This window comes from Stenotrophomonas genospecies 3 (assembly GCF_054473855.1).
The window spans coordinates 26,992-48,641 of sequence record NZ_JBTMUR010000005.1 but is presented as its reverse complement, the minus strand read 5'-3'; the positions used below and the strand labels follow the sequence as shown (position 1 = coordinate 48,641).

22 protein-coding genes and 1 pseudogene are annotated in these 21,650 nt (G+C 62.2%); 18 read left to right on the top strand and 5 right to left on the bottom strand.

From position 1 onward, the window contains the following. The first annotated feature begins 27 nt into the window (after positions 1–27). The 17 genes and pseudogenes from ACX9OT_RS08260 to ACX9OT_RS08180 all read left to right on the top strand — a co-directional run bounded on the left by ACX9OT_RS08260 (position 28) and on the right by ACX9OT_RS08180 (position 17,423). Complete coding sequence (locus ACX9OT_RS08260) at positions 28–1,068, top strand: VirB8 family type IV secretion system protein (RefSeq protein WP_459001662.1); 1,041 nt, start codon at positions 28–30, stop codon at positions 1,066–1,068. Beyond that, positions 1,065–1,844 (top strand): TrbG/VirB9 family P-type conjugative transfer protein, encoded by a 780-nt coding sequence (locus ACX9OT_RS08255; RefSeq protein WP_071227598.1) that lies wholly within the window; start codon positions 1,065–1,067, stop codon positions 1,842–1,844. Before ACX9OT_RS08260 ends, ACX9OT_RS08255 begins: the two co-directional genes overlap by 4 nt. Beyond that, a complete protein-coding gene (locus ACX9OT_RS08250; RefSeq protein ID WP_032129527.1) occupies positions 1,841–3,106 on the top strand; it encodes a TrbI/VirB10 family protein in 1,266 nt (421 codons plus the stop codon). The genes ACX9OT_RS08255 and ACX9OT_RS08250 overlap by 4 nt, the downstream gene beginning before the upstream one ends. 14 nt (positions 3,107–3,120) lie before the next feature. Next, on the top strand, positions 3,121–4,164 hold the full coding sequence (virB11, locus tag ACX9OT_RS08245; RefSeq protein WP_032129526.1) for a P-type DNA transfer ATPase VirB11: 1,044 nt from the start codon (positions 3,121–3,123) through the stop codon (positions 4,162–4,164). Positions 4,165–4,167: 3 nt separating this feature from the next. Continuing rightward, positions 4,168–5,151, top strand: a complete 984-nt coding sequence (locus ACX9OT_RS08240; RefSeq protein ID WP_071227599.1) for a lytic transglycosylase domain-containing protein — start codon at positions 4,168–4,170, stop codon at positions 5,149–5,151. 73 nt (positions 5,152–5,224) lie between these two features. Continuing rightward, complete coding sequence (locus tag ACX9OT_RS08235) at positions 5,225–5,635, top strand: TrbC/VirB2 family protein (protein WP_006374697.1); 411 nt, start codon at positions 5,225–5,227, stop codon at positions 5,633–5,635. After that, a complete protein-coding gene (locus ACX9OT_RS08230) occupies positions 5,628–5,936 on the top strand; it encodes a VirB3 family type IV secretion system protein (RefSeq protein ID WP_006374695.1) in 309 nt (102 codons plus the stop codon). Before ACX9OT_RS08235 ends, ACX9OT_RS08230 begins: the two co-directional genes overlap by 8 nt. A gap of 81 nt (positions 5,937–6,017) precedes the next feature. Further along, complete coding sequence (locus ACX9OT_RS08225) at positions 6,018–8,456, top strand: VirB4 family type IV secretion/conjugal transfer ATPase (RefSeq protein ID WP_032129524.1); 2,439 nt, start codon at positions 6,018–6,020, stop codon at positions 8,454–8,456. A 59-nt stretch (positions 8,457–8,515) separates the two neighbouring features. Then, positions 8,516–9,313 (top strand): hypothetical protein, encoded by a 798-nt coding sequence (locus ACX9OT_RS08220; RefSeq protein ID WP_049398226.1) that lies wholly within the window; start codon positions 8,516–8,518, stop codon positions 9,311–9,313. Between the two features lie 79 nt (positions 9,314–9,392). After that, positions 9,393–10,553 carry a TrbL/VirB6 family protein gene (locus ACX9OT_RS08215; protein ID WP_459001657.1) on the top strand — a complete coding sequence of 387 codons (1,161 nt, stop codon included), beginning with the start codon at positions 9,393–9,395 and terminating at the stop codon, positions 10,551–10,553. Positions 10,554–10,577: 24 nt separating this feature from the next. Then, complete coding sequence (locus ACX9OT_RS08210; protein ID WP_321029109.1) at positions 10,578–11,117, top strand: DUF4189 domain-containing protein; 540 nt, start codon at positions 10,578–10,580, stop codon at positions 11,115–11,117. 625 nt (positions 11,118–11,742) lie between these two features. Further along, positions 11,743–12,255: a DUF4189 domain-containing protein gene (locus ACX9OT_RS08205; protein ID WP_343170874.1), complete on the top strand. Its 513-nt coding sequence runs from the start codon at positions 11,743–11,745 to the stop codon at positions 12,253–12,255. Positions 12,256–12,904: 649 nt separating this feature from the next. Further along, positions 12,905–13,420: a DUF4189 domain-containing protein gene (locus ACX9OT_RS08200; RefSeq protein WP_164080294.1), complete on the top strand. Its 516-nt coding sequence runs from the start codon at positions 12,905–12,907 to the stop codon at positions 13,418–13,420. A 494-nt stretch (positions 13,421–13,914) separates the two neighbouring features. After that, positions 13,915–14,052: pseudogene (locus ACX9OT_RS08195) on the top strand (type IV secretion system protein); the annotation flags it as partial. Between the two features lie 397 nt (positions 14,053–14,449). After that, positions 14,450–14,986 carry a hypothetical protein gene (locus tag ACX9OT_RS08190; protein ID WP_032129521.1) on the top strand — a complete coding sequence of 179 codons (537 nt, stop codon included), beginning with the start codon at positions 14,450–14,452 and terminating at the stop codon, positions 14,984–14,986. Positions 14,987–15,043: 57 nt separating this feature from the next. Further along, a complete protein-coding gene (locus ACX9OT_RS08185) occupies positions 15,044–16,051 on the top strand; it encodes an XVIPCD domain-containing protein (protein ID WP_180845083.1) in 1,008 nt (335 codons plus the stop codon). Positions 16,052–16,148: 97 nt separating this feature from the next. After that, positions 16,149–17,423: a hypothetical protein gene (locus ACX9OT_RS08180; RefSeq protein ID WP_429000443.1), complete on the top strand. Its 1,275-nt coding sequence runs from the start codon at positions 16,149–16,151 to the stop codon at positions 17,421–17,423. A gap of 54 nt (positions 17,424–17,477) precedes the next feature. On the opposite strand, the gene ACX9OT_RS08175 is transcribed toward ACX9OT_RS08180, so the two are convergent. Genes ACX9OT_RS08175 through ACX9OT_RS08165 form a run of 3 tightly spaced genes read right to left on the bottom strand, consistent with a single transcriptional unit; the run spans position 17,478 to position 20,168 of the window. Then, positions 17,478–18,806, bottom strand: a complete 1,329-nt coding sequence (locus tag ACX9OT_RS08175; RefSeq protein ID WP_180845081.1) for an XVIPCD domain-containing protein — start codon at positions 18,804–18,806, stop codon at positions 17,478–17,480. After that, on the bottom strand, positions 18,803–19,456 hold the full coding sequence (locus ACX9OT_RS08170) for a hypothetical protein (protein ID WP_180845080.1): 654 nt from the start codon (positions 19,454–19,456) through the stop codon (positions 18,803–18,805). The genes ACX9OT_RS08175 and ACX9OT_RS08170 overlap by 4 nt, the downstream gene beginning before the upstream one ends. Before the next feature lie 40 nt (positions 19,457–19,496). Continuing rightward, positions 19,497–20,168 carry a hypothetical protein gene (locus ACX9OT_RS08165; RefSeq protein WP_440977542.1) on the bottom strand — a complete coding sequence of 224 codons (672 nt, stop codon included), beginning with the start codon at positions 20,166–20,168 and terminating at the stop codon, positions 19,497–19,499. 243 nt (positions 20,169–20,411) lie between these two features. Between ACX9OT_RS08165 and ACX9OT_RS08160 the strand changes: the two genes are divergently transcribed. Then, the gene (locus ACX9OT_RS08160; RefSeq protein WP_049462139.1) at positions 20,412–20,918 is read left to right on the top strand and encodes a GNAT family N-acetyltransferase; all 507 of its coding nucleotides are present in this window, start codon (positions 20,412–20,414) and stop codon (positions 20,916–20,918) included. A 22-nt stretch (positions 20,919–20,940) separates the two neighbouring features. On the opposite strand, the gene ACX9OT_RS08155 is transcribed toward ACX9OT_RS08160, so the two are convergent. Continuing rightward, positions 20,941–21,147 (bottom strand): hypothetical protein, encoded by a 207-nt coding sequence (locus ACX9OT_RS08155; RefSeq protein ID WP_071227606.1) that lies wholly within the window; start codon positions 21,145–21,147, stop codon positions 20,941–20,943. Positions 21,148–21,205: 58 nt separating this feature from the next. Then, complete coding sequence (locus ACX9OT_RS08150; protein WP_071227607.1) at positions 21,206–21,643, bottom strand: acetyltransferase; 438 nt, start codon at positions 21,641–21,643, stop codon at positions 21,206–21,208. Positions 21,644–21,650: the final 7 nt, after the last annotated feature.

Sequence of the window (21,650 nt, the reverse complement as noted above, 5' to 3'; positions counted from 1 at the left end):
TGATGTTTCAGCAGTACGGAAGAATCCATGTTCCGCAAGAAGGATCCCGGCAACAGTCCCAAGGTCGAGCAGTCGGTCGCCAAGGCGGTCAGCTACGAGATCACCGTGGCCGACATGGCGCGTCGCAGCGAGCGCCGTGCCTGGTGGGTCGCCACGGGCTCGTTGCTGATGTCGCTCGCACTGGCGGGCGGCTACTACTACATGCTGCCGCTGAAGGAGAAGGTGCCGTTCCTGGTGATGGCCGATGCGTACACGGGTACCGCGACGGTCGCACGCCTGAGCGGGACCTTCCAGGGCGAGACGATTACCAGCAACGAAGCGATCAATCGCAGCAATGTGGCCCAGTACGTACTGGCGCGCGAGTCGTACGACTCGGCGGTGATGGGCCTGCGCGATTGGGAACTGGTGTTCGTGATGTCCACCGATCCGGTGGCGCAGTCCATGCGCGTGCGCTATGCCGGCAACAACCCGCAGAACCCGTTCGTGATGTATGGCCGCGAGCGTGCCATCCGGGTCAAGATCCTCAGCATCACGCCGCTGGGCGCCGAAGCGAACGGCAGCTTCCGCGGCGCTTCGGTGCGCATCCAGCGCAGCCTGCTGGATAAGCGCACTGGCGTTGCCACCTACCTGGACAACCAGCTGGTAACGATGCGCTTCGGCTACAACCAGAACCTGGCGCTGTCCGAGCAGGATCGCATCCTCAATCCGCTGGCCTTCCAGGTCACCGAGTATCGCGTCGACAACGACTATTCCCGTGGCGTCCCGGTGCCGGATGACGGCGCCATGCAGGCGCAGGCGCAGCAGGCTGCACAGGCCGCGCAGCAGGCCCAGGGTGTCTACGATCCCAACAACCCGGCCGCGGCCACGATGATCGATCCGGCCACCGGCCAGCCGGTCGCCGTCCCGGCCAATGGCCCGACGCCGGGCCAGCCGATGCCGGGTCAGCCGGTGCCGGGTCAGCCGGTGCAGGGGCAAGCAATGCCGGGGCAGGCCATGCCCGGACAGCCGGCCATGAGGCCGGCGAAGAACAATTCCACCGGAACTGCTGATGGAGCAAGCAACCGATGAGTAGTCGAAATATCAGGGGAAGCGCACTGGCGCTGCTGTCGATGTTGTCGCTGTTGTTTTCAGCAGCGGCGATGGCGCAGGCGGTGGACCATTACGAGTACGAGAAGGACCGCATCTATCCGGTTCGCACCGGCCTGGGCCTGACCACCCAGATCGAGTTGAGCCCGAACGAGAAGATCCTCGACTACAGCACCGGCTTCAGCAGCGGCTGGGAACTGACCCGTCGCGAGAACGTGTTCTATCTCAAGCCGAAGAACGTCGACGTCGACACCAACATGATGGTGCGCACCGAGACCCATTCCTACATCTTCGAGCTGAAGGTGGTGGCCACTGACTGGCGCCAGCTGGAACAGGCCCGTCGTGCTGGCGTGCAGTACAAGATCGCCTTCACCTACCCGAACGACACCGTGTTCGGCGTCGCCCAGGAAGCGGTCGAAGAAGAGGCCAAGCCATTGTTGAGCTCTGAACTGGCCAAGGACCGCCAGTACAACTTCAACTACTCCTATTCGACCAGCAAGGCGAAGAAGATGGGATGGCTGATCCCGGTCAACGCCTATGACGATGGTCGTTTCACCTACCTGAAACTGCCGAATTCGCCGGAGTACAAGACCGGCATCTTCCCGGCGGTTTTCGGTCGCGAAACGGAATACGGTGAAGACTTCGTGGTCAACACCACGGTTGAAGGCAATACGCTGATCGTGCACGGGACGCACCCGTACCTGGTCATCCGCCACGGCGACTTCGTCGTCGGCCTGCGAAGGAACGTGAAGAAATGAGCCAGCAGAACACTCCCGGAAACGACCCGAACAACGGACGCGACGAGAGCCAGAGCCCGTACGGTGCACAGGCTGCTCCGGAGGCGCAGACGAATCCGTACTTCGGCACGACCCAGGCTGAGCCTGCACCGGATCTGGACGCGGCCGCGCCGCAGCTGCGCTCGGCTGAAGAGCAGCGATTGAACCGCAAGGCGCTGCTGTTCCTGGGCGGTATCGTGGTGCTGCTTGTTGCCATGGGCTTCCTGCTGTTCCGCAAGGGCCAAGACAAGGACGATGCGCCGAAGGTGCCGGATGTTGCGCGCGCGAGCACGCCAACACTGCCGGATGCTGTCCAGACCGATCCGGGTCCGGCGCAGGCAATGCAGCCCGTTGATCCGATTCCGATGTTGCCGCCGCCCCCATTGGGGCCGAGTCGCCCTGAGCCGCCAGTGACGTTGGAAGATCGCTCCGCGGGCCCTCGTGGTCCGACGCTTGCCGAACGTCGGATGGGTGCCAGTGCCGACGGTTTCGTTGGCAATGGCAGTTCACAGGATGAGGAGCGCTCGCAGCAGGCGGGCATGGACGAATACACGCGGGCAATGCTGCAGCAGATGAACGGGCAGCAGAATGCAGCGCCAGCGCGCGTGCGTCGTGGCCCCGACGTGGATGACGTGTCCAATGCCAGCTACATCCGCAGCCCCGATGCGCTGCTGGTGCGAGGAACCTATCTGCGCTGTGTACTGGAAACCCGCATCATCACTGATATCGCGGGCTACACCTCGTGCCTGGTGACAGAGCCGGTGTACTCGATCAACGGCCGCAATCTGCTGCTGCCGAAGGGCTCCAAGATCTATGGCGCCTATGGCGGTGGTCCTACCGGCAAGCGGGTGGAAGTGATCTGGGACCGCATCACCACGCCGAACGGTATTGACGTGGCCATGTCCAGCCCGGGCGTGGATCAGCTGGGTGGCGCCGGTCATCCGGGCCAGTACAGCGCGCACTGGGGTAGTCGTATCGCCTCGGCGCTGATGATCAGCTTGCTGGCTGATGCGTTCAAGTATGCCGCCGCCGAACATGGCCCGGAGACCACCACGGTGGCCAACAACGGCATGACCATCCAGTCGCCCTATGAGAGCGCCACCGCGCGCACCATGGAACGCCTGGCCAACGAGTCGCTCAGCCAACGTCGCCCGCCGACCGTGACCATCAACCAAGGCACCATCGTGAATGTGTACGTCGCCAAGGACGTCGACTTCACGAGCGTGCTGCATCCTCGCCGGTAACCCAACGAACGATCATGGACGCTGAAGTGTCACCCCTTGCCCTCGTCTCCAGCGATTTCCTGCGCTATCAGTACGAAGTGCTGGGCATCGCCGAGTACATGACTTCCCCGGAAGTGACGGAAATCTGCATCAACCGTCCCGGTGAGCTGTACCTGGAAACCCGGGCGGGGTGGCAGCGGGTGGATGTGCCGAGCCTGACCTTCGAGCGGGCCCGGCAGTTCTGCACGGCGGTGGTGAACGAGAGCAACACCGGCCAGCGCATCACCGATGCCGATCCGGTGGTCTCGCTCACGTTTCCCACCGGCCAGCGTGCCCAGTTCGTGATTCCGCCGGCGTGCGATGCAGGCAAGGTGTCGATCACCATCCGTCTGCCGTCCAAGCACACCAAGTCGCTCAGCCAGTATCACGAAGATGGGTTCTTCAACCAGATCCTGGAAAGCGATGGCAGCATCAGCGAGCAGGATCGCGAGCTGCTGGAGCTGCGTCAGCAGCGCGAGTACGCAGAGTTCTTCCGGCGTGCGGTGATGTACCGCAAGAACATCGTGGTATCCGGTGCGACCGGTAGCGGCAAGACCACCTTCATGAAAGCGCTGGTCAATCATATTCCGGACAACGAACGCCTGGTCACGATCGAGGACGCGCGCGAGCTGTTTCTGACCCAACCCAATGTGGTGCACCTGCTGTACTCCAAGGGTGGGCAGAGCACCAGCAATGTCAGTGCCAAGAGCTGCATGGAAGCCTGCCTGCGCATGAAGCCCGAGCGCATCATCCTGGCCGAGCTGCGCGGTGACGAGGCGTTCTACTTCATCCGCAACTGCGCATCGGGCCACCCGGGTTCGATCACCAGCTGCCATGCAGGCAGTCCGGAACAGACCTGGGACCAGTTGGCCCTCATGGTGAAGGCCTCCACCGAAGGTTCGGGCCTGGAGTTCAACGTGATCAAGCGACTGTTGATGATGACCATCGACATCGTCGTGCATATCAAGGCGCACGCCGGTTCGCGCTACATCACCGGTATCGATTTCAATCCTGGGCGTGCCCAGGGGCAGGAGGGCTGAAGGATGCTGCCAGGACTGGAGATGATGGCGTGCCCGGAGATGGCGGTGTCGATGGACGTGATGCAGCACGTCATCAACGTTGAATCGTCACGCAACCCTTATGCCATCGGCGTAGTCGGTGGCGCTCTGGTGCGCCAGCCCAAGGCGCTGGACGAGGCACTGGCGACGGTTCGGATGCTGGAAGAGAAAGGCTACAACTTCTCCATCGGGCTGGCCCAGGTCAACCGCTATAACCTGGGCAAGTACGGTCTGGATTCCTACGAGAAGGCTTTCCAGCAATGCCCGAACCTGCAAGCGGGTTCTCGGATCCTCGCCGAGTGCTACAAGCGCTCCGGTGGTGACTGGGGCAAGTCATTCAGTTGCTACTACTCGGGCAATTTCGAGACTGGCTTCCGCCATGGCTATGTGCAGAAGGTCTATGACTCGATGCGCCGTGGGCAGCAGCTTGCCAGCAATGGTGTTGCACCGATCGACGTGGTGAGTCGCGGCGAACGCCGCAGCGTGAAGGTCGAGCATCACCCGCAGCTCGCTTCCCCGGCGCAGGCGCGCATCGTTGCGCAGGCGAGTGGCCCGGTGTACGTGCCGTCGGAAGACCCGGCACGTGCGTATGTCGTGTATCCGTCCACCGGTGCAATGGCGCGGGGCAGCCTGCTGAACATCGCCGACCAGGCGCTTTCCAAAGTGGTACTGGGCTCGGTGGATCGGATGATGCAGCCGCAGGCGCAGCCCACCCAAGGGGCCGCCTATCCGCAGCAACAGGCCGGTGGCATGCCGCAGCAGCTGCCTCAGCAGGGTCCGGCGCAGGCGATGGCCATGCCGCAGCAGTTGCCAGGTGCTGCAGGTGGCAGCAACGAGGGCCCTGTGATGTTGCGGCCCTGGAATGAGCGCAATCAGCCAGTGGCCGGCAATGGCAGTTCATATAACGCACCGGCACAGTCCGCACCGGTGCAGCAGATTCCCGCAGGGGATGCGGCCTTCGTGTTCTGACGAAGTCGTGGTACGGCCAGTCCCCCGGCTGGTCGATTCAGTTGTGTTAGTCCATCAACAAGGAAATCAATCCATGAAGCGATCCAATCTCGACCTCGTCCAGGCCCAGCGCACGCTGAAGACCCTGCTGATGGCCACTCTGTTCGTCGGCGCACTGTTTGCCCCGCAAGTCTTCGCCAACGGCGCCACCGACTTTGGCGGCACCGACAAGAAGGTCTGCAGCTTCTTCAACAACATCAACGGCCTGCTGAACATCGCCTCGATCGCCGTGGTCACCATCGCGGTGATCTTCGCTGGTTACCAGATCGCCTTCGCGCACAAGCGCATCGCTGACGTCGCCCCGATCCTGATCGGTGGCGTGCTGATCGGCGCCGCAGGCCAGATCGCGCGCATGCTGCTGGGTGATGGCAGCGACGGCAAGTGCGGTGGTGGCACCAGCACCTCCTACCTGATCAACCACGTGATCCAGTACTACAGTGCATAAGAACGTCGTGTTCCGCGGCTGCACGCGTCCAGCGATGTTCCTGGGCGTTCCCTACCTGCCATTCTTCATGGTGGCAGGCGGGCTGTTGCTGCTCAGCATGTACACGAACTTCTGGTTCCTGCTCACCATTCCGGTGGCGGTCTTCATCATGCGGCACATGGCCAAGCGTGACGAGATGATCTTCCGTCTGCTGGGCCTGCGCCTGATGTTCAAGCTGAAGGTGCGCAACGTGCAGGAGCACGATGGCATGTGGGTGCTCAACCCCAACCATTACCGCAACAAGCCGGCCCGAATGGATTGAGGTCCGGATCCGGCCTGGCGGGCATCCGCGCCCGCCAGGTCTCTTGAAACTTCTTGGCAGTACCTCTTTGGAAGCAGTCGTATGTTCAGCCCTGACACCTCCATCAGTGAGTTCATCCCGTTGTCGTCGCATGTCGCCCCGAACGTGGTCAAGACCACGGGCGGCGACTACCTGCTGACCTGGCATCTGGAAGGGCTGCCGTTTGTCGGCCGAGAGGAGTGGGAGCTCGAGCATCGCCACAACACGTTCAACCGTCTGCTGCAGACGTTGCGCGCGCCTGACTTTGTCAACGTAGCCTTCTGGGTGCACGACATCCGTCGCCGTCGCACGTTGAAGGGCAAGAGCAACTACAGGCAGCGCTTCAACCAGGACGTTTCCGACCAGTACATGGGCATGCTGTCCTCGCAGCGCATCATGCAGAACGAGCTGTACCTGACCATGATCTATCGCCCGGTGGTGGCGGGCAAACGCTTCGTCGAAAAGTCGGCGAACGTGGAGAAGCTGCGCGCCGAGCAGGAGCAGGCGGTCGAGAAGTTGATGGAACTGGCCGGCAACGTCGAGGCCGTGATCCGCGACTACGCGCCGTATCGCCTGGGTATGTACGAAGCCAAGAATGGCGTGGTGTTCTCGGAAACGCTGGAGCTGTTCGGTTACCTGATCAATCGCATCGACGAGCCGGTGCCGGTGCTGTCGGCACCGATCAAGGATTACCTGCCGGTCAGTCGCCACATGTTCTCGGCCAAGACCGGCGATTTTGCGATCAATACTCCCAACGGTGCCAATCACTACGGCGCCATTCTGAACATCAAGGAGTATGCCGAGGGGACTTACCCGGGCATCCTCAACGGCCTGAAGTACCTCGACTACGAATACGTCATCACCCATTCGTTCAGCCCGATGGGGCGCCAGGATGCGCTGAAGGTGCTCGACCGCACCAAGGGCATGATGATCTCCTCCGGCGACAAGGCGGTCAGCCAGATCGTCGAGCTGGACCAGGCCATGGATCAGCTGTCGTCGGGCAACTTCGTGCTGGGTGAATACCACTTCATCATGGCGGTCTACGGCGACACGCAGGCCAAGCTTTCGCAGAACGTCGCCTCGACCCGCGCCGAGCTGTCCAACGCCGGGTTCGTATCGACCAAGGAAGACCTGGCGGTTACCTCGTCGTTCTATTCGCAGCTGCCGGGCAACTGGCGCTATCGCACACGCCTGGCCAATGTCAGCTCGCTGAACTTCCTGGGCCTGTCGCCGCTGCACAACTTCGCCACCGGTAAGCAGCACAACAACCCGTGGGGCGACTGCGTCACCACGCTGCAGACCACCAATGGCCAGCCGTACTACTTCAATTTCCATGCGACCCATCCCTCGGAGAATTCGCTGGGTGAGAAGGCGATCGCCAATACCATGGTGATCGGCAAGTCCGGTACCGGTAAAACCGCGCTGATCAACTTCCTGCTCAGCCAGGTGCAGAAGTACGAGCCGTCGCCGACCATCTTCTTCTTCGACAAGGATCGCGGCGCGGAGATCTTCGTGCGCGCCTGCGGTGGCAACTATCTGGCCCTGGAGAACGGCGCACCGACCGGCTTCAACCCGTTCCAGTGCGAGAACAACGAAGCCAACCTGCAGTTCCTGGCTGACCTGATCAAGGTGCTGGCCGGCAAGCGCGAGTACAGCGCCCGTGAGGAAGAGGATATCTACCGCGCGGTGGAGAGCATGCTCGATACGCCGATGCACCTGCGCAGCATGACCAACTTCCAGAAGAGCCTGCCCAATATGGGCGACGATGGCCTCTACGCGCGCATGCGCCGCTGGACCTCGGGCAACTCGCTGGGCTGGGTGTTCGATAATCCGATCGATACCGTTGACCTGAGCAAGGCCAACATCATCGGCTTCGACTACACCGACATCATCGACAATCCTGAAGTGCGCGTGCCGGTGATCAATTACCTGCTGCACCGCTTGGAGTCGCTGATCGACGGTCGTCCGCTGATCTATGTGATGGACGAATTCTGGAAGATCCTGGACGGCGAAGGTGGCCTGAAGGAGTTCGCGAAGAACAAGCAGAAGACCATCCGTAAGCAGAACGGTCTCGGCATCTTCGCTACGCAGAGCCCGGAAGATGCGCTGAAGAGCGATATCTCCGCCGCCCTGATCGAGCAGACCGCTACCCTGATCCTGCTGCCGAACCCGAATGCCAGCAAGAGCGACTACATGGACGGCCTGAAGCTGACCGAGGCCGAGTTCAGGGTGGTGACTGCACTGGACGAGCGCTCGCGCTGCTTCCTGGTCAAGCAGGGCCATGCCTCCAGCGTGTGCCAGCTCAACCTGCGCGGCATGGACGACATCCTGTCGGTGATCTCGGCTTCGACCGACAACATCGATGTCATGCATCGGGTTCTGCAGACGGCCGCGGTCCGCAATCGCGTCACTGTAGACGAGCTCAGCCCGGAGCAGTGGCTGGAAGATTTCTACAAGAACCGGAAGGGGTCGGGAAAGGAACCCCGGTCCGACGCGGCCTGATGGCCGTGCGAGCAGGAGACAGGCAAGTGGACGTCAATCAGAACAACAGGAGTTTTCCCATGAACAACGTCAAGCGTCGGGCCAGCGCCCGCAAGGTACTCAAGCCGATGGCCAAGGTGCTCGGCGTTGCCTTGGCCCTCTCAGCGACCAATGCGGGCGCCATCGGCCCGGTGCAGGAAACGGGTCCTGCGCTGTGGCAGCACATCCTCAATCAGATCAATACGTACCAGGCCCGTTTCCAGGAGAAGTACCAGTTCGTCAAGGAGAACACCCAGTGGGCACGGGACTGGGCGCAGACGATCAAGGAGTACCAGGAGACGATGGTCCAGATCCAGGGCATCGTGAATTCCTTCGGGTTGCCGGATTCCGCCCCGCTGACGCCGGTGCCACCCAATTATCTGGTTGCCGAGACCTGCGGAATCGGCACCGACCTGAAGACTCTCGCGACCCGGGTCGTTTTCAATTTCAAGGGCGATTGGAAAGATCAGCAGCAACAGATCTGCGTGAACATCCGGATGATGCAGAACCGCAAGTACAACGATGCGGTGGACTTCATGCTCAAGACGATGCCGTCGTTCTTCGATAGCCTCGATGCAATCGAGAAGCAGCGAAATGTCAGCAATCTGCTCGGCAACGTCAACGCAACGCAGAACGACACGTTGCGCACCGCGAACGACATGGCAGCCAAGGCAAAGTCCTTCGAGGCACAGCAGAAGGCCTACGATGCCTACATCGAGGTGATGGAAGCCAATCAGAAGGTCGTTGCACAGGCAGCGCTGAAGGGCGACCCGATGAAGACCATTGCCAGTGATCTGGTCAAGACGGCGGCGCTGAAGGCAGCGCTGTCCATCGACTGATGCATGGAATGGAGCACCAAGGGTGCGCGCGTCTGCGTCGCCCCTCATGTGATTGCAGTATTACCAAGGGAATGTGGGTATGACGATCAGGTCGATTGCCAACTTTGATTTTTCGGGCGGATTCCAGGATCTGATGGGGCACGTCGCGCGTGTCCAGTCGATTGGCGATTTCGTGTTCTTCAAGCTGATCCTGGACTACCTGCGGGACAGGATCGGCAAGTTCGGCTTCGACCTGATGGACAACATGATGGCGTGGGTGGGCGGCATCGCGCTGACCCTCATGACCTTGTGGGTGCTGATCCAAGGCTATCGAATCGTTACAGGCCGCAGCCGCGATTCGATGATGGTCCTGGTAACCAACATGGCGCGCGCAGCGTTGATTGTTGCCGTTGCCACCAGCATGGGCATGTTCGGGCGCGATCTTCATGAGTTCCTGACCGAGGACGTGAAGGGGCTGATCACCCATGTTGTCACTGGCAAGGATCAGAAGCCGGAAGAGCAGATCGACAAGAGTCTGGCTTGGATGCAGGTGGCGCTGTCCAGCATTGATGGCATCAAGATTCTGAATGACCCTGGATTGCAGGAAGACAAGACCCGGGCCATGTGGTTCATCGGCCTCGGCACAGGTGGTCCAGCGGTAACTGCGGGTTCAATGCTTCTGCTCTACGAAGTAGCAATGGCGTTGTTCATCGGATTCGGGCCGTTGTTCATTCTTTGCCTTCTGTTCGACCAGACCAAGCAGTTGTTCCAGCGATGGTTGTTCTATGGCATCGGAACCATGTTCTCGATGGCGGTGCTGGCGGCAATGGTGTCGATCGCACTGGACATGGTAATTCGCGTGTCCGCCTCGTTCTGGGTGACGGCGCTGGTGAACAAGTTCCCGCTGATGGGAGCGTCCAGCGACGGCATGACCAGTCAGGCGATGCAGCAGGGCGGCATGGGATTGATCCTGACGACCCTGATTCTGACTGCGCCCCCAATGGCGGCCATGTTCTTCCAGGGCACCTTGGGTAGCTTCATGGCATATTCGCAGATAGGTGGCAGCCCGGTGGCACAGGCGCCGGGCCCGAGTGGGCAGCCGCCGGGTAGCTTCTACACACCTCCGGCTCCAGAGAAGGGTGGGACGCATAATGCCACTACCGAGCAGGTTGTTGGTTCGCGAGTGACTGGTGGTAGTTCATCGCCGGGTTCGGCGGTGGTGGACTCCGGGCGTCTTGGTCTTGCAAAGAACAACGGCTGATGGGAAGTTTGAGGGTCTAACGATATGGTCTCGATATTTGGCCGCCGATCTGCGCTTATCTTCGGCGCTGCAATTTGCATGCTATTTTTTGGCTTCGCGCCCGTTGTTGGCGCTGAAGGACGTTGCCCGCCAGGTCAGTATCCAATCGGAGGTCAGGGTGTCGGTGGGTGTGCGCCGATCCCAGGAGGGGATGCGGGCACGGGTCAGACGGGTCCTATCCAAACGGGACGCTGGAATAAGACATGGGGCGCGATCGCCATGGCATCCAATGGCGATGTTGGCGTGTCAGTCGGAAAAGTGAGAAAGGCTGACGCCTCAAATGAGGCCTTGGCCAATTGCAGTCAGCACGGGGCGTCGGACTGCAAGGTTACTCAGACTTACAAGAATCAGTGCGTCGCCTTGGTCTCTCCTCGAACTAGCGCATTCGGAGGCTCCACGTTTGGACGCGCTGAATCTGTCTCTGCCGCGACTTCGTTGGCGATGGGGCTCTGCACGAAGCGCGGCAGTGAGGGTTGTGTGGTGATCTACTCGGCGTGCAGCGAACCGGAATTCGAGTCGTTCTGAGTGGTCGTCAACGAGGCGGCGCAGGTTGGAACGGCTGGAAGAGTTTAGGTTTACCTGCTCTCATGCTTTTCTTGCCAACTCAATGTCCTGCGATCATTGCAGCCGTCTTTGCTTGGCATGCGGTGTAAGAGGGCTGCCGAAAATTCACACTTTGCCTCTTCTTACTGTACTGGGGCGATCGAATCAGATGATAGTGTTGCGTCCGGCAGCTAGCCATTTGGGCGTGGGAAATGACTTGCCCTTGTGTAAGAAGCGATGACTCGTGCTTCGGCTTCGTTCTATAAGCAATGAGCCGGTAAGCAAGTTTCCGCTTATGGTGGCCATGCTTTTCCAAGACACCTTGGGTAGCTTCATGGCATATTCGCAGATAGGTGGCAGTGCTGGGGCTGTGTCGCCTGGTCCGAATGGCCAGCCGGCAGGGAGCTATTACGCTCCGCCGAAGCCTTCTAGCAGTACTGAGGCTCCGACGGCGGGTCAGGACGCGGCTTCCGGGACAGCTCGCATGACCTTGCCACAGAACTCAGCGCCGACGATTCACGACACGGGCCTTCGCGGGGTGAATCGTTAACTTGATGCGTCGCCGCAAGTTGGCAAAAATTCTTGATCTGCTGTCGAGTCGCTTCTTATGAGAATGAATAATTTTCTATTGCTGATTCTCCTGACTCTTGCCCCACTAGTTACTTATGGGGAGGGGCGCTGCCCGCCAGGTCAGTATCCGGTTGGCGGGCAGGGTGCGGGTGGCTGTGCCCCGATTCCAGCCTCTCAGGGTGAGGGGAGTTCCGGGCCGCGTGCGATAGGTAAGTGGATCAAAACCTGGGGAGCCATATCCCGTTCTGTTGCGACCGGTGATGTGGGAGCTTCGGTTGGAAAGAGATCAAAGGCCGAGGCTGTCGCTGAGGCTCAGTCCAGGTGTGCGACATATGGTGCGAAGGATTGCACTGTAGGGATAACGTATAAGAACCAGTGCGTCGCTTACGCGGATCCGGCTCCGGGCTCTAAAGGCTTGATTTCAATGGCCGGCGGCCCAACGAGAGAGGCTGCTTCCACTGAGGTTCTGAAGTACTGTGCTGCTCACGGCGGTGGGCAGTGCACGATCAAGTACACCGATTGCAGTGAGCCGATCTTCCAAGAATTCTGATTGCTCGATGGAGCTGCGTTGATACATCCGACGTCCAGCGTCTATCGCATTCTGGCATAGTAGTGGTATCTGTCTCTAGGTGAGACTGCTGCTTGGCGCTTGAGTCACGTAGGTAGCCACTCATGGTGATTGCGCTTTTTTCAATCAAGAGCGCCTCTCAATCCAAGTTCCGTTAGGCGAGCAATCCCTCCTCGAAGTAGGGTGCGTTCGCGTCAAAAATGTTGACGCATCAGCCCCTCAGACGCAGGAACTTTTTCGTCGTTGACGGCTCTGAGGGCGAGTATTGCGGGCGACGCTCACGGCGCAGTAGCGCGGCATGGGCTTGATCCTGGCGAACACGATTCTGACTGTTGCCAATGGCGGCCATGTACTTCCGAGGCACCTTGGGTAGCTTCATGGCATATTCGCAGATAGGTGGCAGCCCGGTTGCGCAGGCGCCGGGCCCGAGCGGGCAGCCGCCGGGTAGTTACTACACGCCTCCGGCTCCAGAGAAGGGGAGCACCGGGCATGGAGCAAGCGGCGTGGGGCAGATGGGTAGATCAACTGGATCTCCACATGTTGCCGATAGGCCGTCGGATACAGGCCGATTTGCCAAGGCACCTATTTAGCCCGCGGAGATGCGCGTTGTCTGTGTAAGGAGAGTTGCCTGATGAGAATGATCCATTTGCTAGCGCCGTTGGTGTTCATGTTCGCCACATCGGCCCTTGAGGCTCGGGCTGAGGGGCGATGTCCTCCTGGGCAGTACCCGATCGGAGGGAAGGGAGTCGGTGGTTGCGCCCCGATTCCTGGAGGCGAAGGTGCAGCTACCAGTGGGCCCAGAGCGACGGGTAAATGGATCAAGACTTGGGGCGCAATATCATTGGCGCCGTCGGGCGCCTCTGGCTCCTCAACAGGGCGGGTACGGAAGACGGAGGCCGTTGAAGAGGCGCAGAGGAAGTGTGCTGAATCCGGCGGAGTGGGATGTAAGGTTACAATTACATATAAGAATCAATGCGTGGCCGCCGTTGTCGCCAGCTCGGGCACAGGTGGAACCACGCAGTTTGGTACAGGTGCAACGATCGAGAGTGCCACGGAGTTTGCCTCCCGCCTCTGTGCCTCGAAAGGAGGGAGCGATTGTGCTGCCGTCTACTCCGCTTGCTCTGAGCCGATCTTCGAGGAATTCTAAAAATCCAATAGCGAGTCTGTGGTCGTCCGACTGGCGTCCTGGCACAGTCCTTTATGGAAAGAATCCGGAAGATTGAATGTCAGGCAGGTCGAAATGGTGAGGTGCCCGGTAGTTGCGCGCTGGCTCGGGCGTTTGGTGTAGAGGCGAATCGGCTTCCGTAACTCGGGTGCGTGGTGGCGGAAGGATGAGTGACAGCGGATCAGATGCTGGATCTCGCATCGCCCCGGGATTGAGTGCGAGGCGGCTTGGAGACCAATCCTCAATGGCAAGGGGATTGGACGTGAAAAGGCGTCGTTCCGACCTGCGGTGAGGAAATTTGGTGGCATGAAAGCACTTGGCACCAAGCGACTCGAGAGTCTGGGGTGAGAGCCTGCGGCTGAAGAAGCTGCACGCCGAGAAGTTTGATCGAGAACGACGGCATCCAGAATGCGATGCGAAAGGCGCATCTTTCTTAGGGGGGGGATGCCCGTTTGCTGCGCTGTGGAAAAGGGCCGCAAGACTACCGGATAATCACCGGCCGCAGCCGCGACTCGATGATGGTCCTGGTAACCAACATGGCGCGCGCAGCGTTGATTGTGGCCGTTGCCACCAGCATGGGCATGTTCGGGCGCGATAAGCAGCGCACGCTTTCCGCGCAACCTCAGGCCGGCGGGGCTGCGGGAGGCGATGCATCCCCGGCGCCATCCAACGCGGATCTGTTTGTCGGATAAGCCACCATTCACGTTAACCGCGCTTTTTCTGTGATCAAGTGCGCTTTTCATCCCAAGCCCCCTTCGACGAGCCCCGCCTCCTCGAAGTAAGCTGCGTGCGCGTCAAAATCCCGACGCATCGGTGCCATCGAACGCAGGAGCTTTTCCGTCCATGAGGACTCTGATCACCCGCGTTGCGGATGACGCTTGCCACCGTCGCGGTCGCCGTGGGCTCAGGGCTATCATCCGGCATGGCGGACGCTGGGCGCGCGTGGTGCATGGCGCCGGTTCCGGCCTCCGCTCGGATACTGGCAGGACGGGATTGAAGGAGTTGCAGGGGATGCAGAAGGGGAGTGGCGTACACATGGACAATGCCTTGGCGTTCGTTCCGTCCGGCGCGAACCTGCTGGAGGCGGTACGCGGCGATCTCACCGGCAACGGGATCGACGACCAGTTGCTGGTGATCGATCAACCGGCACCCGACGGCTTGGTGCCCGGCGAGCACGGTCCTAACCGGGTGTTGTTGCTGCTGCTGGGTGACGCCGCGGGCCGATGGCAGTTGGCCGCGCGCAACGACAAGCTGGTGCCGTGCTCCACCCGTGGGGGCATTGCCGGCGACCCCTTCGCGTACGTGACCATCGAGGATGGCGCGTTCAGTGTGATCACCAACGGCGGGAGCCGTGAGCGCTGGAGCAGCATCTACACGTTCCGCTACGTTCCGGCCGACGAGGCCTGTTGGGTGCATGGCGTGCAGCGCAGGGTGGTCGACACCGAGACCGAGGCCAGTCATACACGCGATTTCTCGGCGGCCGAACTTGGTCGGGTGCGGTTCGAGGATTTCGATCCGTCCGTTGTCGCCGACGTGAGCTTGCCCTGAGTGCCATGCCTGTGAGGAGGCGGGAGTACCCAACGATGATCGAGCAGGAGTTTCACCGTGTCGCAGGATAGAGAGTCGCAGTTGCTGCGGCAGGCCACGGAGGCCGGCATCACCTCGTCCCGGGAACTGGCCAACTTCATGGCGCAGGCCGGGCACGAGTCCCGTGGCCTGAGCCGGCTCAATGAAAGTTTCAACTTCACCCGGGGTATCTCGCAGATCCCGGTGGAAGCGGCGTGGCGCAATGGCAATGGCGCGCTTGAGGACGCCCGCCAGGACGCGTTGCGCGGCCGTCCGGAGAATCTGGCCGAGCTGATGTACGGCGGGCGCATGGGCAATGATGCGCCCGGCGAAGCATTGAAGTATCACGGTCGCGGCTATCTGCCGCTGGTCGGCAAAGAGAATTACGAGCGTGCCGGCAAGGCGCTGGATCTGGATCTGGTGAATCAACCGGAACTGGCCGCGCAGCCTGAGCATGCGGGCCGTATTGCGGTGTGGCAGTGGCAAACGCGCGTGCCGGAGGCGGCGCGCGAGGATGTGCGCGAAGCGACGCGCGCGATCAATGGTGGCCTTAACGGCATCGAGGCCCGCCAGCAGCGATTCGATGCGTGGCAGCAGAAGCTGACGCCTGATGTGATGGCGCGGCTGGAGCGGGGCGAAGTAGGGGCGCCGGCGCAGCAGGCCACCCTGCGCGACATGTCGCAGCCGGGCGAGCCGGGACACGCCCTGTTCCAGGGGGCACGCCAGCACCTGCAGCAGATGGGGGTGCAGAGCGGACTGCGCAGTGAACAGGAACTGGACAACGCCGCCGGCGCGCTGGCGTTGAGCGCGCAGAAGGCCGGCCTGTCGCGTATCGATCATCTGCTGGCGGGCAACGACGGGCGCACGCTGTTTGCGGTGCAGGGCACGCTGGGAGATCCGGCGATGCTGCGTGCGTCCGTTGACCGGGAGCAGGCCGCCCAGCAGCCGCTGGCGCAGAGCAGCCAGCAGTTGGCTGCCAGTGTCGCCCAGCAGGACCCGGCGGCCGCGCTCGCCCGCGAGCAGGAGCAGCGTTCTCGATCCCTGTAACACCTGATGCCGGCGGGCAGGGGACCCGCCGGCGCTTTACGTACGACGCGTGGCGCCCTGTGGCGCCGACATGGAAACCCACTCGGAAGGACACCACATGCGAATCGTTCCCTCGAATGCCCGGCACGCCGCTGCCCGCTGCGATGCATCCGCGCGCCGCCTGCCGCCGCTCTGGCTGCTGTCACTTGGACTTGCCGCAGCGTCGGCACAGGCTCAAGCTCAGGAGACAGCGGCGCCCGTCGTGGAGGCGCCCCCGGCTGCCGAGCCGACCGTTGACGTGCCTGCAGGGACGGCGTCTGTTGCAGCGCCCGCGGCGACCGATGCCGTTGTCGCGGCGCCGGCTTCCGATGTACCCGCTGCCGCGCCAGCCCCTGCAACACCCGTGGTGGACGCACAACCGGAGCCCGTTGCAAACCCGACGCCCCCGCCCGCGACGGCTGTAGGGACGGCCCCAGTAGCTGCACAGCCAGCCGCCGCCGAGCCAGCCGCTCCGGCGGTAGCGCCCGCACCGCCCGCATTGGCCATCGTGCCGTTGCCGCCCGAGCAGGCGACCGAGCGTGCGCTTGGTGCCCGCTGCCCGGTGGATCTTGCTGGGCGGCTGGCGGCCCAGGGCGAGCTGCTGATCGGCGCCTGCCAGGGCACGATGCCGGCGCATCTGGCCGCGCTGCTGGTCGCGCTGCCCCAGCAGGACATCCACCTGCCGCGCAGCTGGCGCGAGCGTGAGGTGCAACAGAAGGTTTGGTTCAAGGCGGTGCCGGGCTACGGCCAGCGCCCGGACTTCATCGCGCGGATGGGCGACATCTGGGTGCGCTCGCTGGAAGGACGCGACGCCGACAGCACGTTCTACCTGGTGTCGGCACCGTTCACCTGCAGCGACCGGGTCGCCAACCGCGATGAGTACGGCGCGGAGCCGGTACGTGTGCCAGCGGGTGACTGCCGCGAGGCCTATGTGGCCCAGCGTGTGTACCAGGTTCGCGGGGATGCCGCGCCGAGGGATGTGACCGCCGACGCCATGCCGGCCATGCCCCAGGTGACGGAGGCCGATCGTGCACGGCAGCTGTCGCGCGAGGGCCGGATCAGCCTGGACCACAGCAAGTTGCAGTATGGCCCGGCCATGCGCTGGTTCGTGCAGTACCCGGAGACGGCGCATCAGGTCGGTCCGCGTGCCTACAGTGACTGGAACCGCGAGCACCTGGCCTTCGTGGTCTGGACTGGGGATCGCTTCGAGCTGCGCGAAAAGGTCGCGCGGGCGCAGTGGCCCTGTGATCCGGTAGCGCCGGGTGATCGCGCCTGTGGTGGCTTCCCGGATTCCGGGCCGGATCTGTTCGTGACCGCCAGTGCGTCCGCGCCGGTCGCGGCCTCCAGCCCCTGAGGCAGAGGGCCGAAGTGACGCGGGAGCCGGATTGACCGGTTCCCGCGCTGTTCATCAGGCCTGCATGCTGCGGGTCTGGTTCTGCTGTTGTTCCAGTTGTTGATCGCGGTCCTGTGCCAGGCGCTGTCCCGCAGCTTGCTGATCAATCCGCTGGCTGCTCTGCTCCAGCGGGGTGTTCATCGCCACGGCCGTGTCCACCGACACGCGCAGATGCGCCGGGTCGCCGCCCAGGCCCTGCACCGCGAAGCTGCGCGAGGCGTCGGCATTCATCACCACCTCGTCGATGCGCTTGCCGCCTGCAGCGTGCATCTCCGCCGCCAGGCTACCGGCCAACTGCGTACTCATCACGTCCGGCACGCGGCCGACGCGAACGTCCTGCGCATGCACGCCACGGATCGCGTCGTTGAACAGCGGGTTGCCCAGGTGATTGGCATCGTCCATGCGCAGCATGCTGGTGTGATGGCCGTTCTTCTCCGCCTCGCGACGGGCCGGCTCACCGGGTTGCAGCGGGCCACGGAGGTGGTCGTACAGATCGATGGCGCCGCCCGGGATGCCGCGTGCTGCACGGGTAACACCGCGGCGCAGTGATTCGACGTCGTCGCGGTACTCCTCGATCATCTTGGCGTTGTCTTTCGCCAGTTTCTGCGTTTCCGGGTGCTTCAGCACCGAGCCTTCGTTGAGGAAGTTGCCCAGTTTGTGCGCGCCGAATGAGCTGGTGGCCGCGATGATCGGACGGTCTGGAATCAGATCACGCAGGGCGTGATTGCTGAAGCCGTTCGCTGCCAGCGTCTTGATCTCGTCGGGCTTGGCGTAGATGCGGACCTGGCCGAAGTGCGGCGAGGCAGCGCTGACCGGATCGGAGGCCATGACGTGGTTGATCATGGTGTTGCCGCCTTCCGGAATGCGGTAGCTGAGGCTGACCGCGCCGTAGGCGTTGAAGGTCTCGCCCTTGACGTTGAAGTGGTGCGAGGTGATCTGGGCCAGGGCGCCGCCGAGGGAGTGGCCTGTGACGGTAACTTCGGGCGGACGTTGTCCGAGATCCTGCCCTTCCTTCTTGGCGTAGGCGAGGGCGCGTTGAGTCAGCGCGATGGCGTCCGGAGCCTGCACGTTGGTGCGGGCGACGACCATGCCACCATCGGTCAGAATTGCATCGCGTGCGATCTGTTCGGTGCCGCGATGTGCGACGACAATTTCATTGGTGTCGACTCGCTGGTAGATCGTTCCCTGATAGCCGTTCAGTCGATTATCAACATGCTCAAGAATCTTGTACTTGTGGCCGTTGATCGGGACGATCTCTTCTTGACCAGGTGCACGACGACCGACCGCATAATCCTTGTATGCATCTTCGGATAGTGCAGCATAGTCCTGGCTGTTGAGGCTCATTGGCGCACCTCACTGGCTTCAAGCGAAGCGGAGAACAGCGCATTCTGCAGTTCAGGCCGGAACTTGGTGGGATCTTTCTGGCCGCTTGCGCCGTAATCAGGAATCTCGTTCACACGCGGATAGTCTGCGCGAGGATAGTGGCGAGTTTCGGTCTCGCCTTTGACGAACGGCGCTGCCTCAATGAACGACAGGAAGCGCGTTTCACCCTCGGCGCCGGTGGCTTTCAGCATCGCGCCGGCGCCGCTGAATTCCCACTTGCAGACGCCACGACCGTAGTAGTCCTCATCCAGCATCCGGTCGAGGTACACGGTGCCGCGGTATTCGCCGTCGGCGACCTTGCGCAGCTCCACCGGCTCCTGGCTGGTGATGCGTGCGGCGGTACCGGTGGCCGGTTCGATGTGCCCGCACTGGTCTTCGTTGGTCACGTCGTACTGCGCGACACCTTCAACCAGCGCGAAATCACCGGGGGCATCCTTCAGGCGCAGCACCAGTTCATAGGCCTTGCGCGGGCTGGGGTTGAGCTTGGCGAGGCCACGCCCACCCTGGGCGACATCGGCTTCAGCAGCGGCACGTTCCTGGTTCATGGCGGTCTCCGGATTGCAGGCGGTCAATAGAAGCAGAGCAAGGCACGGGATCATCTTGTGGCGCAATGTCGGCCTCCTTGGGGGTAGGAATGGTTGAACTGGCAGCTCATGGCGCGAGTTTCTGCACAGTGGTGGTGGTCGAGAACAGCGCGTCGCGCAGATCTTCGCTGTACTCTGATGGATTCTCCTCGCCACTGGCGCCATAGTTGGCGACGGTGGCGGCGAGTGGATAGATCAACTTTGGGTAGTAGAGCGTCAGAGGAGACTCGTTCTCCATGCGCTCCTTGTCGATGAACGTCAGGAATCGCGTATCCGCCTCGCCGGTCGTAGCGCGCAACATCGCACCGACTCCCGTCAGCGCCCAATGGCAGACACCACGCCCGTAGTAATCCTCGTCCTGCATTCGGTCGAGGTAGAACGTGCCGCGGTATTCGTTCTCGCCCACCTGGCGCAGTGCGATAGGTTCCTGACTGGTGATGCGGCCCGCAGTGCCCGTTGCAGGTACGATCCGCCCACATGCTGCGTAGTTGCGTGCGTCGTACTGGGCAACGCCCTCGACCACCGCGAAGGGACCGGGGGCATCCTTCAGTGTCAGCACCAGCTCGTAGCCTTGCTCCGGTGATGGGTTGAGTTTGGCCAGGCCGCGCCCACCAGCGGCGACGTCGCGCTCGGCATCAGCATAGGGCGAGCATGCGGCCAGTGGGATAAGGGCGAGCAACGCCAGCAGCGGCTGCCTTTTCCTTTCAGGGAGCGCTACTCCCATGGCCTGATCCTGCATCGTGCGTCCATGTCCATATATCCTTCCTGGGTGACAGGTTTCTCGATTATGGAGCGTGTCAGGAACGCAGCGCCACCGCCGCGACGGCTTTTTGACGCGCCCGATGCGGTGTATTCCGGCGAATCGACTGCAGCACAGGGGATTCGGGTGTCGCGTTGGCCTTGCTGGCAGGGCCTGTTCGCGGTTGAATCTGCGACGTAAATCAATAATTCACGCATTCATCACGTTATCAAAGGCGTTCTCTTGAACTGCATGATCCGCACCGAAACCACGGCCGACCACGCCGCCATCCATGCACTCACCGAGGCCGCCTTCCGCGAAGCCCCGCACAGCAGCCACACCGAGCAGTTCATCGTCGACGCCCTGCGCACCCGCGGGGAGTTGAGCATTTCGCTGGTCGCCGAAACTCAGGGTCAGGTGGTCGGTCACATTGCCCTGTCGCCGGTGACGGTCAGCGATGGAAGCACGGGCTGGTTTGGTCTGGGCCCGATCTCGGTATTGCCCGCGTGGCAGGGGCAGGGCATCGGTGCGGCCCTGATGCGCGCCGCACTTGAAGCACTGCGTCAGCAGGGTGCGCATGGCTGTGTATTGCTGGGCGAGCCGGCCTATTACGGGCGCTTCGGCTTCCGTGCCGAGCCGGGCCTGGTGTTGCCGGGCGTGCCGGCGGAGTACTTCCAGGCGCTTTGCCTGCAGCCTCCGCTGGCTCAGGGCGAGGTGCAGTACTCACCGGCCTTCGAGGCGACAGCCTGAGCCACGGCGGGCGTGCGCCCGCTCAGGGCGCGCGCCAGACGGTCGGTTCGGGTTGCGGTTTCGGAATGCGGTAGCCGCCGATATGCTCGAGAAGTTCATTGGTACGACGCTGCTCGATCAGTACCTCACGCAGCAGGTTGCGCACGGCGAAGATGGCGAACGGCACCAGGATCCAGACCAGGCTGATGCCCAGCGCAAACAGGGTCAACAGGGCTTTTGCACCATCCATGTACGGCATTCCTTGATCGAAAGCAGCCACGCTAACACGCAGCTGCTGCCAACGGATGTCAGGCCTTATGCCGAAGGTGGATCAGCGGATACGGGCGGCCCTGCGAATCCAGCGGCGAACGACCGGTTTCGACAAAGCCCATGCGCAGGTAGAAGCCCACGGCCTGCGCGTTCTGTGCGTTGACGTCGGTGCTCAGCTGCGGGTGCAGGGCCAGTGCGTGCTGCAGCAGCTGCCGACCGATACCGGTGCCGCGCACGTCCGGATCGATGAACAGTGCTTCCATGTGGGTGCCGTCGATCAGCATGAAGCCCAGCGGCCGATCCTGTGCATCGACAGCAACGGTCATCGGCGCCTGCGGCAGGAAACCGGCGACTTCGGCATCGATCGCCAGGCGATCTTCAGTGCTGAGGAAGTCGTGGGTGGCGTCGACGGCGCGGCGCCAGAGATCGACAAGGGCGGCGCCGTCGTCAGCGCGAGAGAGACGGAGGGTGGTCATATGTTCA